The organism is Salinicola tamaricis, assembly GCF_003006155.1.
GTDB lineage: Bacteria > Pseudomonadota > Gammaproteobacteria > Pseudomonadales > Halomonadaceae > Salinicola > Salinicola tamaricis.
In genome coordinates this window covers 1,656,700-1,668,458 of the sequence record NZ_CP023559.1, presented here as the reverse complement: position 1 = coordinate 1,668,458, position 11,759 = coordinate 1,656,700, and the positions used below count along the sequence as shown (strand labels likewise).

Here is an 11,759-nt window from a genome sequence, read left to right as displayed (position 1 = left end):
TTTCCTTTGAGTGTCGTGGTGAGGACGCGTGGTAATGGCATGTGTTCATGGCGTGTACGCCGCCCGGCAGCCCACCGCATGCAGCGGCGGCGCGATCCGGTGACCGGGCTGACGGGACTCGAGCTCGTCGAGACCGGCGTGCTCATACAGCGCCTGCAGGCGCGCGTCGGTGAGGCCGGCGATCGGTCCGTCGTAGTAGAGGCGCCCCTGCTTCAGGGCGATGGCCCGGCGACAGTAGCGACGGGCGACGTCGACCTGATGCAGGGTGACGACGATGGTGCGGCCATCTTCGCGATTGATGCGCTGCAGGATCTCCATCACCTCGCGGGCACTGCGCGGGTCGAGAGACGCGATCGGCTCGTCGGCGAAGATCACCTCCGCCTCCTGCACCAGCGCCCGGGCGATGGCGACGCGCTGCATCTGACACCCGACAGCGTGTTGGCGCGCGCTGAGCCAACCCGACGATGCCGACCCGCTCGAGAGCCCGTAGCGCATTGTCCCGCTCCTGCTGGGTGAAGCGGCCGGTCAGGCGCGCCAGCGCGGCATCGCGCCCAGGTGGCCGACCAGCACGTTGGTCATGACGCTCAACCGGCCCGGCAAGGTTGAACTGCTGGAAGATGTAGCCGCAGCGACGGCGCTGTTCGCGGCTGGCCCCGAGCAGGCGCCCACCGCGCTGCACGTCGCGATCCAGCACCCGGACATGGCTGTGCGACTGGCGGTCGGCGCGGCTCAGGCCGATGAGGTGACGCAGCAGGGTCGACTTGCCCGACCCCGACGGCCCGATCAGCGTGACCAGCTCGCCGGCGTGGATCTCGAAACCGATCTCGCGCAGCGCCGCATGGGTGCCGAAGGATTTGTCGAGCCGTTCGACGCTAACGATGGCAGTCATACGATTCGCCCCGGAAAGTGTCGGCCATGATTCGGAACCACGAATCCCTGGCACCGAAGTCCTGGCCCCGAAGTGTTGAACACAGTCTGGCGACGTCGTGTGACGCTTATTCGTCTAGACAATTAAGAAGGGGTGACAGATCGGGGGTTGGCGCGGGGCACAAAAAAAGCGCCCGGAGGCGCTTTATGAGAGATTTCAGCAGGTTGGGAAATTACGTCATCGGATCGACATCGATTTGTCGTCGAACCGTCACAGGCAGGTGGCGCGCGCGTCGAACTTGCGCGCTCACCTCATGCCTTCTCCTTGGCCGGTAGAAAACCGCCCTGCTTGAGGATATCTGCGTAGCCTTCGCGGAAGGAGGGATAGTGGAAGGTGTAGCCCGAGGCGCGCAGGCGGGCGTTGTTGCAGCGTTTGCTCGAGCGCCGGCGCAGCGGTGACTGGATCACCTCCGGCGTTTCCACCTTGAGCTGCTTGGCGATCCACGCCATCACCTCGTGCAGCGGCGCCGAGTCGCCGTCGCTGGCAAGATAGATCGATTCCAGCGGCTCGTCGCGCTCGGCCATCCCGATCAGATGCGCCAGCACCCCGGCGCAGTCGTCGCGATGAATGCGGTTGGAGTACATCGGCGGGTTGGCGGCGGCGATCCGGCCCTCTTTCACCTGGCGGATCAGGCGGTCGCGGCCCGGGCCGTAGATGCCGGAGAGACGCACCACGGTGCCTGGCAGCGTGTGGTCGAGCAGCGCCTGCTCGGCTTCGCGCATCAGCGTGCCGGAGAAGCCGTTGGGCTCGGTGGGCGAGGTCTCGTCGACCTCCTCGCCGCCCTGCTGGGCGTAGACGCTGGTCGAGGAGACGAAGAACAGCCGCTTGGGCGGCGTCTCGCGCTGAGCGAACTGGGCGACCACCGCCTTGAGCCCTTCCGGGTAGGCCGCGGCGTAGGCGCTCTCTTCGAAGCGGTCGGCGGTTACCGCGTAGACCACGAAATCGGCATCCGGCAGCGCGGCCAAGGCCGCGTCGTCGGTGACGTCCAGCGCCACCGGCTCGATGCCGGTGCCTTCCAGCGCGCCGGCGTTACGCCGCGCGCCGATCACGCGATGCCCGGCGGCGATCAGCTGCTTGCCGAGCTGGGTGCCGATGTCGCCGCAACCTAGAATTAATGTGGTTTTCTTCACCTTTCCCTGGCCTCTTGGTAAAACATCCTTGTTAATACATCCGTGAAGACACGAATGACCACGAGAGACGGTCTCAGGTCGCAGACGTGGGTGACGTCTACGGCCCTTTGCGATGATTCTCTTCTCTGCGAATAAAGGGAGCCTTTCGGTCCCACCTCATGACTCTAACAGAACTCCGTTACATCGTAACCTTGGCGCAGGAGCGTCACTTCGGTCGCGCTGCCGAGCGCTGCTTCGTCTCGCAGCCGACGCTGTCGGTGGCGGTCAAGAAGCTCGAGGAGGAGCTGGGCATCGCGCTGTTCGAGCGCTCCAAGTCCACCGTCCAGGTGACCCCGCTGGGCGAGCGTATCGTCGAGCAGGCCCACCGCGTGCTGGAACAGGCGACGCTGATCAAGGAGATGGCCAGCGAGGGCAAGGACCAGCTGATCAGCCCTCTGCGCATCGGCGCCATCTACACCATTGGCCCCTATCTGTTCCCGCATCTGATTCCGGCGCTGTCGCGCATCGCCCCGCAGATGCCGTTGTACATCGAAGAGAGCTTCACCGGCGTGCTGCGGCGCAAGCTGCGTAGCGGCGAGCTGGATGCGATCTTCGTCGCACTGCCGTTCAACGAGCCGGACGTGGTCACCAAGACGCTGTATCAGGAGCCATTCGAGATCCTGCTGCCGGCCGACCACCCGTGGACCGAGCGCGCCGCGATCGACAAGGAGGATCTGCTCAAGGAGCGCCTGCTGCTGCTCGGCGAGGGCCACTGCTTCCGCGATCAGATTCTCGAGGCGTGCCCGGCGATCAGCGCCCAGCTCAACAACCCCGAGAACACCCTGATCGCCGAGGGTGGCTCGCTCGAAACGATCCGCCACATGGTCGCCTCGGGGCTCGGCATCACGGTGCTGCCCAAGCTGGCCATCGGCACCAGCCACTACGAGGGGGGCCTGCTCGAGAGCCGGCCGTTCAAGGGTGACGCCCCCACCCGCAGCGTGGCCCTGGCCTGGCGCGCCAGCTTCCCGCGGCCGCGCGCGATCGATGCGCTGATCCAGGCGATCGATCAGGTTCACGGTAGCGACGTCGAGGCGGCATGAGCCTCGACGCACCGGTCACCGAACTCGCCGGCGTCGGCGAAGCGCTCGCGCTCAAGCTGGCTCGGCTGCGGATCGTCCAGATCGCCGATCTGCTGTTCCATCTGCCCCTGCGCTATCAGGATCGTACCCGGATCACCCCGATCGGCACCCTGCGCGCCGGCACCGAGGCGGTGGTCGAGGGTGAGGTGAGCGCCGCCGAGGTGATTCGCGGGCGCCGGCGCAGCCTGCTGGTGCGGCTCAAGGATGGCTCGGGCATTCTCAGCCTGCGCTTCTTCCACTTCTCGCCGGCCCAGCAGCAGCAGTTCGTCAAGGGTGTCCAGGTGCGCTGCTTCGGCGAAGCCCGCGCCGGTAGCACCGGGCTCGAGATCTACCACCCCGAATATCGTCTGGTGCAGAGCGAAGCGCCGCCGGTGGACGAGCACCTGACACCTATCTACCCGGCCACCGAGGGGCTCGCCCAGCCGCGCCTGCGGGCGCTGATCCAGCAGGCACTGAAGCGCCTGGCAGAGGCGCCGGACGCGCTGCCGGAGTGGATCCCCGCGACGCTGCGCCAGCGCTTTCGCCTGCCCGGCCTGCTCGAAGCGCTGCGCTATCTGCACGAGCCGCCGCCGGACGCCCCGCAGGAGGTGCTCGCCGCCGGGCGCCATCCGGCCCAGCGCCGGCTGGCGCTGGAGGAGCTGCTGGCGCATCAGTTGAGCCTGCGCCAGGTGCGCCTGCGCATTCAGACCGACGGCGCCCCCAAGCTCGCCGGCAGCGGCCATCTGCAGGCGCGCTTTCTGATCCAGCTACCGTTCTCGCTGACCCAGGCCCAGCGCCGCGTGCTCGACGAGATCGGGCGCGACTTGGAGCGCGAGGTGCCGATGCTGCGTCTCGTCCAGGGCGACGTCGGCTCGGGCAAGACCGTGGTCGCCGCGATGGCGGTGCTGGCCGCGGTCGCCGGCGGCTGCCAGGCGGCGGTGATGGCGCCGACGGAGATTCTCGCCGAGCAGCACTTCCGCCAGTTCCGCACCTGGCTCGAGCCGCTGGGCATCGAGGTGGGCTGGCTCGCCGGCAAGCTCAAGGGCAAGGCGCGCGGCGACACCAAGGCGGCCATCGCCGATGGCCGCGCCCAGGTGGTGGTGGGCACCCATGCGCTGTTCCAGGACGACGTCAGCTTCCAGCGCCTGGGGCTGGCGGTGATCGACGAGCAGCACCGCTTCGGCGTCCACCAGCGCCTGGCGCTGCGCCAGAAGGGCGAGAACGGCGGCCTGACCCCGCATCAGCTGATCATGACCGCCACGCCGATCCCGCGCACCCTGGCAATGAGCGCTTACGCCGACCTCGATCTCTCGGTGATCGACGAACTGCCGCCGGGGCGCACCCCGGTGCATACCGTGGCGGTGCCCGACGAGCGCCGGCCGGAGGTGATCGAGCGCATCCGCAGCGCCTGCGCCGAGGGTCGCCAGGCCTACTGGGTCTGCACGCTGATCGAGGAGTCGGAAGCGCTCACCTGCCAGGCCGCCGAGGTCACCCGCGACACCTGACCGAAGCGCTGCCGGCACTCCAGATCGGGCTGGTCCACGGGCGCATGAAGGCCGCCGAGAAGGGCGAGGTGATGGACGCCTTCAAGTGCGGCGAACTCGACCTGCTGGTGGCGACCACGGTGATCGAGGTGGGGGTCGACGTGCCCAATGCAATGCCAGCCTGATGATCATCGAGAACCCGGAGCGCCTGGGGCTCTCCCAGCTGCATCAGCTGCGGGGCCGGGTCGGCCGCGGGCGCGTCGACAGCTACTGCGTGCTGCTCTACCACCCGCCGCTGTCGCACCACTCTCGCGAGCGTCTGGGCATCCTGCGCGACACCACCGACGGCTTCAAGGTCGCCGAAAAGGACCTCGAACTACGCGGCCCCGGCGAAGTACTGGGCACCCGCCAGACCGGACTGGCGCAGATGAAGATCGCCGACCTGGAGCGCGACCGCGACCTGCTCGATACCGTCACCGCGCTGGCGACGGCACTGCTCGAAGAGGCACCTGACGTGGCCCCGGCGCTGATCCAGCGCTGGCTCGGCGACGAGGCGGGCAGGTACGGGCAGGTATAAGTCAGAGCATCGTGCGCTCGTTATACTGCTCCCATACATGTCACTACCGGCCAATCTCTGTTATGCGTCAGATTCTCCAGACAGCGCGGTCCCTCGGCAGCCCTCTCCCCCACTCATCTCTCGTTGTGCTGTTACTGGCCGTCGGATCGATACTTCTATCGACGGCCTACGCAGATGCCGATTCTCCTCACTATCTGTACGACAACGATGCCATGACAGTCAGGAGTCTGGGCGATCACGCACAGATCCTCGACACCGAGACTGGCGAGATCATCGCCGATCACGTACTGGCAACGAACCGGATCAACGACTGGGTGCTGGTCTACACAGGTGACGGCAGTGACACTCCCTACACGGCCAAGAAAGGCATTCTGTCGTCCAAGGGACGCTGGATACTCGAACCGGTGTACGACGGCGTCGACATAAAACGCGACAGCGACGCGTTCGTCGTGGAGCGAGAGGGCCACTACGGTGTTGTCGGGCTGGACGGAGTGCAGCGTACCCCCATTGAGTACAATCGCCTGCCGGGCCTCCTCTCCAGCGACGACTTATGGATCGCCGAGCGTGGCAATAAAAAGGGTGTGATCAATCCTCGCAACGGCGACATGGTCGCGCCGATGGATTATGACGACATCCAAATATGGAACGGGCTAGCGCTAGCCTCGACCTTCGAGCCAGATCGTGATCATCGCCGCACCACCGTGTATAACGCCCGTGGCGATATCGTCGCGGGCGTCGAGCGGGAGACCGACGTCAAGATCTGGCGCGAGCCAAAGCTGCTCGTGGTTGGCCAGCGCGTACTCGATCCGGCTACTGGCGAGAGCATACTGCCCGGTGATCGTTACGACGAAATCGATCCTATCGAAGGCAGCGATGCAGCGATCGTGAAGCTTGGCGACAAGATGGGGCTAATCGGTGCCGACGGTCACGAACGCATCGCGCCGACCTATGCATTGATCTACCCGTTGAACGCGGGAGAGCCAGCAGACATCTATCTGCGGGTTGCGCCTGATGCCTGGCCGGATGGTGGCGGCGGCAAGGTCGGCGTCGCCGATATCGACGGCCGCGAGATCATTCCCGCCGAGTGGGATGGGCTGGATCTCATCACTGTCAAGCGCTGGGAGGGCGATCCAACCCAGCACTTCTTCTATACGCGACGTGATCACCACTTCGGCAGCATCGATACCAAAGGCGACACGATCCTGCCGGCGGATTTCGATTCGGCTCGCCGACTATCGAATGCAGACCAGATGTATCGTGTCATCCGTGACGGCAAAACCGGTATATGCAGCCTGCTCACGGGCGAGTGTCCAGTGGAGACGGCATTCGATGCGGTCAATGTCTTCGAAGATGACTATCGGCGAGCACTCTTCGATGTCGTCAAGGCCGACCATCATGGCTTGATCACACAGTCCGGCAAAACGCTGATTCCGGTCGAGGCCGGTGCCATCAGGCGAATCGCCACCGATACGCAAGCGTCCAGCGTCCGCATCGCCATCGTCGACGCCGAGGGCTTGCGAGGCGCACTACTGACTTACGACGAGGCGGCCGCTAACTGGCAGCTCTCATCCGCCGATGTCTCTACAGATGAAGCACTAGAGAGAGGCGCCTATGACGGGCAATTTAGCGCCCAGCAATATCAGCCGACCATCACTGCCCGCTACTTGCCCAAGGACTACACGAATGCCGAAGCCGTCGTGAAGGGCGTGAGTGACGGGAATTTGCGTGAACTCGTCTATCCCAGCCTGCAACTCTCAAGCGACGAAAAAGCCTATGCCTTCTTCAACGCTTTCAAGGGAATGGACCAAGCGCTAAACGGCTCGTTGCCAGTTTGCCCCAGCGATGGAGGCTTTGACATCCTGCTGATATCGCCCCAATACAACGACGCCAGCTGTGCGTTGATTGAGTCAGACGAGCGTCTGCACTTCGCGCGTGGCAAAGACGGTTCGCTGCACTGTGCGGCATGCGCGGCAAGAGGCATTCCCACCGATTGGGTCGAGCGCGGCCCGGAGCCAGAGGTGCCCGATCACTGTGCGACTGCAGCCAGCGACTCGCTCGGTATGGACCCGGCACTCTATGACAACTGGCTTCAACGCTTTGCCCGCGATATCGCATCACTGCAGAAGGCGTTCAAAGAGAATGACAACTGGATCGACGATGCCGACTTCTCGCGGATCATGCGCTCCAGTATCGATATGGAAACCCGTGCACCACACAATGTCGCACGCGGTCTCATGAAATCTGCAGGCCAGCTCGACTCCCCGAATACTCCGGACATCGAAACGCTGCTTGCCACATTCGAGCACGCCGAACCGGCAGGCTACGGGGGGATGTTTCCTGAAACCCAATCGCAGTACCAGAACAAGTGCCAACAAGTCTGGTATCTGCGCCTGCCAGCGCTAGAAGACGCCATCAATGCAGGTGATGACCACCCGGCAGGTCTCGACTACTCATTACCCAGCGAAGGCATCTTCGAGCGTCAAGCCTATCCCTATGCGCTATTCGCCATGAGCGGTGACCGATTGCGCCTGACCGGAATATCTCGGAGAGCTTGCCGCTGCTATCCGCTGGATTGCGGAGACGACAAATGACGCAACCCATGCCGACGCCAAGGATAATCCACCAACATCGCCCTGATTGAAGCTCGTCGTTTCACTCCAGTGCTATTGATCGCATCTTCAAAACGGAAGAGAGACACCCCCAGAGCCTGATATCGACCCAAAGATCGCCTTAACGCTTCAAGGCAGCAGATGATGCCAGCGACGAGAATAGCCAAGCCCACCACGCTAGGCAGGACCTTCTGACCCGCCGCTGGCTAGGCGGCTATGGGCAGGTGTGAGGCGTCCAACGCGGCGGCGGCGCGGGCCTCTCACCCCAGCGGCAGCCGGTTGGTCGACTTCACTTCGCGCAGCGACAGGCTGGAGCGGATATTGGTCACCCCCGGCAGCCGCCGCAGCTCGCGCTCCACGAACTGGCTGTAGTCGTCCAGGTCCTTGGCCACGATGATCAGCAGGAAGTCGTCGTCGCCGGTGGTGTTGTGGCAGGCGAGGATGTTGGGGCTGGCGTGAATGATCCGCTCGAACGCCGCCACCGAGCCGGCGTGGTGCTCCGAGCAGTTGAGTTGGACGAAGGCCAGCACCCCCAGCCCCAGCCGCTTGCGATCCAGGTTGGCCTGATAGCCGGTGATCAGCTTCTCTTCTTCCAGGCGCTTGAGCCGTCGCCAGCACGGCGTCTCGCTCAGCGCCAGAGCTTCGGCCAGCCGGGCGTTGGTCATGCGGCCATCCTGCTGCAACAGATCCAGCAGACGCAGGTTGATGTCATCCAGCGGCTTCAAGGGAAGATCCTTCTCTATTCTGGCGATTCGATAGAACAAGCTTGCCACCTGGCTGCGGTAGGGGGAAATAACGCAAAGCTATTTCGGCCATCCGCGGTAGCCTGTCTCACAGGGTCGGCCATTGTTCGCGCCGCGTCTCTCCCACTCTCCAGCGTACGAGTCATCGCCATGAAAGCCGTGGTCTTCGAAAGCTTCCAGACACCTCCCAGCATCCAGACCGTGCCCGATCCCTCTCCTGAGCCTCATGGTGTGGTGGTGGTGCGGGTAGAGGCATCGGGGCTGTGCCGCAGCGACTGGCACGCCTGGATGGGGCACGACAGCGACATCGTGCTGCCCCACGTGCCCGGACACGAGCTGGCCGGCACTATCGTCGCGGTGGGCAAGGAGGTGACCCGCTGGCAGCCCGGCGCGCGGGTCACCGTGCCCTTCGTCAGCGGTTGCGGCGCCTGCCACGAGTGCCGCAGCGGCCACCAGCAGGTGTGCCACAACCAGGTGCAGCCCGGTTTCACCCAGTGGGGCTCCTACGCCGAGTACACCAGCCTGCAGCAGGCCGATCTCAACCTGGTCGCACTGCCCGAGAGCATGGACTTCGCCACCGCCGCAGGCCTCGGCTGCCGTTTCGCCACCGCCTTCCGCGCGGTGGTCGATCAAGGCCGGGTTAGCGGCGGGCAGTGGGTCTGCGTCTACGGCTGCGGCGGGGTCGGCCTCTCGGCGATCATGATCGCCAGCGCGCTGGGCGCACAGGTGATAGCGGTGGATATCGACGACGCCAAGCTGCGCCTGGCGCGGGAACTCGGCGCCACGGCGACGCTGAATGCCACGCAGTGTGCGGATGTCGTCGAAGCGGTCCGCGGACTGAGCCAGGGCGGTGCCCATGTCTCGCTGGACGCGCTGGGCAGCCGGCTCACCTGCCAGAACTCGATCCTGAGCCTGCGCACCCGGGGCAAGCATGTGCAGGTGGGGCTGATGGCGGGGGATCAGCAGTCGCCGCCGCTGCCCATGCACCGGGTGATCGCCGAGGAGCTGGAGATTCTGGGCAGCCACGGCATGCAGGCTCACCGCTACGGCGCCATGCTCGACATGGTTCGCCATGGCCGGCTCGACCCGGCGCGGCTGGTCGGTCGGCGTATTGGCCTGGCCGAGGCGCCGGCGGCGCTGATGGCGATGGATTCGTTCCAGGGTGTGGGGGCCACGGTGATCACCGATTTTTCGTCGTAGACGGGTGCCACCAATCGCCTGCGCCCGTTGGGCGCAGGCATGTCCTTCCCCTCTTCTACTTCTCCTGCTCAGCTCTCCCACTCGGCGCCGAACACCTCCTTGAGCTCCTCGATCTGTGAGCGGGTGAGTTCGCGGTAGGGCTTGTCGCGCAGCAGCAGGTAGAGCTTGGCGGTTTCCTCCAGCTCCTCGGCGGCGCTGACCGTGGCGTCGAGCGTCTTGCCGGTCACCACCGGGCCGTGATTGGCCAGCAGCACGGCGGCGTGCTTGGAGGCGTAGCGGGCGATGTCGTCGCCCAGCCGCGCATCGCCGGGGCGGCGGTACGGCAGCAGCGGCAGGTTGCCGATGCGCATCACGAAGTAGGGGGTGATCGGTGGCAGCGCGTTGTGCGGGTCGAGATCGTCGAGACAGGCCACCGCGCTGGAGTAGCTCGAGTGCAGATGGACGATCGCCTGCGCCGCCGGCCGATGGCGGTAGTAGGCCAGATGGAAGAAGGACTCCTTGCTCGGCGGTTCGCCGCCGAGATGGTTGCCCTCCCAGTCGAGCCGGCTGATCGCCTCCGGCTCGAGTTCGCCCATGCAGGAGTTGGTCGGCGTGCACAGCCAGCTTTGCTCGTCGAGACGCACGCTGATATTGCCGCTGGTCCCCGGACTCAGGCCGCGGGCGTAGAGACGCTGGCCCAGAGTGGCGATGCGCTGGCGTAACTGATGTTCGGTGGTGGCGTCGCTCATCGAATGATCTCCCAGGCGCTGGTGAACATCTCGGGAGCGCCGAAGTTGCCTGACTTCAGCGCCAGATGGATATCGCCCTCGGTGGTGGCGGCGTGGGTCCAGGGAACCCCCGGGGCGATCTCGGGGCCGATGCGCAGCGCTGCGATCCCCAGCGCCTGCACGATCGCCCCGGAGGTCTCGCCGCCGGCGACGATCCACTGGCGCACGCCCTGGGCGAGCAGGCGCTCGGCCAGGGTCGCCAGGGCGCGCTCGATCAGCGCCCCGGCGGCCTCGACCCCGAGCTGCGCCTGAGCCGCCTCGACCGCCTCGGGCCGGGTGTCGCTGTGGATCAGCAGCGGCGTCTCGCCGAGCTGCGGCGTGGCCCAGGCCATGACCGCCTCGAGGGTGGCGTCGAAGGCGTCTGCCAGGCGCTGCGGATCGAGGGTGTAGGTGGGCAGGCGCGTACTCGCGTGCTCGATCTGCTCGCGGGTGCGGCGCGAGGCGCTACCGGCCAGGATCACCGCACTGCCCTGGGCCGGCGGCAGCTGGCCGGGGTCGCTGACCGCCGGCTGGTAGAGCGCGCCGAGGCCGAGCGCCAGCCCGGAGCCGCCGGTGACCAGCGGCAGATGGGCACTGGCGCGGGCCAGGGTGGTGAGCTGGGCATCGTCCAGGGTGTCAGTGACGATCAGCGGCCGCCCCTCGGCGATCAGTTGATCGATGCGTTCACGCGTGGCCACCTCGCCGCGGCTCAGGCAGGCGTGGTCGACCAGGCCGGTGGCGGCCTGGGTCTGCTGCCCCAGCCAGCGCACCAGGTCGGCGTCGCGCATCGGGTTGAGCGGATGCCGCTCCATGCCGCTGTCGTTGAGCAGGCGGTCACCCACGAACAGATGCCCCTGATAGACCGTGCGCCCGGTGGCCGGGAAGGCCGGGCAGAACAGCGTGCCGTCGACCCCCAGCGCAGTCATCAGCGCCTCGGCCACCGGCCCGATATTGCCTTCCGGGGTAGAGTCGAAGGTGGAGCAGTACTTGAAGTAGAACTTCTCGCAGCCCTGGCGGCGCAGCCACTCGAGCGCCGCCAACGACTGGGAGACGGCGTCCGCGGCAGGGATGCTGCGCGACTTCAGCGCGACCACGACGGCGTCCACCGGCTCGTTTGAGCTATCGCTATCGGGCACGCCGATGACCTGGCGGGTACGAAACCCGCTCTTGACCAGATTGTTGGCGAGGTCGGTGCCGCCGGTGAAATCGTCGGCGATACAGCCAATCAGAGGCATCGTGGGGCTC

At 65.8% G+C, this 11,759-nt stretch carries 8 protein-coding genes and 2 pseudogenes; 4 read left to right on the top strand and 6 right to left on the bottom strand.

What is annotated here, in order from left to right:
* Positions 1 to 45 precede the first annotated feature (45 nt).
* From CN538_RS24205 to CN538_RS07700, 3 genes and pseudogenes are all read right to left on the bottom strand, one after another.
* A complete protein-coding gene (locus CN538_RS24205) occupies positions 46 to 495 on the bottom strand; it encodes an ATP-binding cassette domain-containing protein (protein WP_277985116.1) in 450 nt (149 codons plus the stop codon).
* Positions 496 to 499: 4 nt separating this feature from the next.
* A pseudogene (locus CN538_RS26090) lies at positions 500 to 889 on the bottom strand (ATP-binding cassette domain-containing protein); the annotation flags it as partial.
* A gap of 290 nt (positions 890 to 1,179) precedes the next feature.
* Positions 1,180 to 2,058, bottom strand: coding sequence for an SDR family oxidoreductase (locus tag CN538_RS07700; RefSeq protein ID WP_106419059.1), 879 nt, complete (start codon positions 2,056 to 2,058; stop codon positions 1,180 to 1,182).
* Between the two features lie 158 nt (positions 2,059 to 2,216).
* Here CN538_RS07700 and CN538_RS07695 point away from each other — a divergent pair, with 158 nt between their 5' ends.
* The 3 genes and pseudogenes from CN538_RS07695 (at position 2,217) to CN538_RS07685 (ending at position 7,807) form a co-directional block, all read left to right on the top strand.
* Positions 2,217 to 3,137 carry a hydrogen peroxide-inducible genes activator gene (locus CN538_RS07695; protein ID WP_035472832.1) on the top strand — a complete coding sequence of 307 codons (921 nt, stop codon included), beginning with the start codon at positions 2,217 to 2,219 and terminating at the stop codon, positions 3,135 to 3,137.
* A pseudogene (gene recG, locus CN538_RS07690) lies at positions 3,134 to 5,216 on the top strand (ATP-dependent DNA helicase RecG). Before CN538_RS07695 ends, recG begins: the two are co-directional and overlap by 4 nt.
* 125 nt (positions 5,217 to 5,341) lie before the next feature.
* Positions 5,342 to 7,807: a WG repeat-containing protein gene (locus CN538_RS07685; RefSeq protein ID WP_164999530.1), complete on the top strand. Its 2,466-nt coding sequence runs from the start codon at positions 5,342 to 5,344 to the stop codon at positions 7,805 to 7,807.
* A 278-nt stretch (positions 7,808 to 8,085) separates the two neighbouring features.
* Here CN538_RS07685 and CN538_RS07680 read toward each other — a convergent pair whose 3' ends face one another.
* On the bottom strand, positions 8,086 to 8,550 hold the full coding sequence (locus CN538_RS07680) for an Lrp/AsnC family transcriptional regulator (protein ID WP_106419057.1): 465 nt from the start codon (positions 8,548 to 8,550) through the stop codon (positions 8,086 to 8,088).
* A 168-nt stretch (positions 8,551 to 8,718) separates the two neighbouring features.
* Here CN538_RS07680 and CN538_RS07675 point away from each other — a divergent pair, with 168 nt between their 5' ends.
* Positions 8,719 to 9,768: a zinc-dependent alcohol dehydrogenase family protein gene (locus tag CN538_RS07675; RefSeq protein WP_106419056.1), complete on the top strand. Its 1,050-nt coding sequence runs from the start codon at positions 8,719 to 8,721 to the stop codon at positions 9,766 to 9,768.
* A 68-nt stretch (positions 9,769 to 9,836) separates the two neighbouring features.
* On the opposite strand, the gene otnC is transcribed toward CN538_RS07675, so the two are convergent.
* Positions 9,837 to 10,496, bottom strand: a complete 660-nt coding sequence (gene otnC, locus CN538_RS07670; protein WP_106419055.1) for a 3-oxo-tetronate 4-phosphate decarboxylase — start codon at positions 10,494 to 10,496, stop codon at positions 9,837 to 9,839.
* Positions 10,493 to 11,749, bottom strand: coding sequence for a 3-oxo-tetronate kinase (gene otnK, locus CN538_RS07665; protein ID WP_106419054.1), 1,257 nt, complete (start codon positions 11,747 to 11,749; stop codon positions 10,493 to 10,495). The genes otnC and otnK overlap by 4 nt, the downstream gene beginning before the upstream one ends.
* Between the last annotated feature and the right edge of the window lie 10 nt (positions 11,750 to 11,759).

Excerpts from the sequence above, each read along its gene's own strand:
- CN538_RS07675 (WP_106419056.1), top strand. The coding sequence starts at position 8,719 with ATGAAAGCCGTGGTCTTCGAAAGCTTCCAGACACCTCCCAGCATCCAG.
- otnC (WP_106419055.1), bottom strand. The coding sequence starts at position 10,496 with ATGAGCGACGCCACCACCGAACATCAGTTACGCCAGCGCATCGCCACT.
- CN538_RS24205 (WP_277985116.1), bottom strand. The coding sequence starts at position 495 with ATGCGCTACGGGCTCTCGAGCGGGTCGGCATCGTCGGGTTGGCTCAGC.
- otnK (WP_106419054.1), bottom strand. The coding sequence starts at position 11,749 with ATGCCTCTGATTGGCTGTATCGCCGACGATTTCACCGGCGGCACCGAC.
- CN538_RS07695 (WP_035472832.1), top strand. The coding sequence starts at position 2,217 with ATGACTCTAACAGAACTCCGTTACATCGTAACCTTGGCGCAGGAGCGT.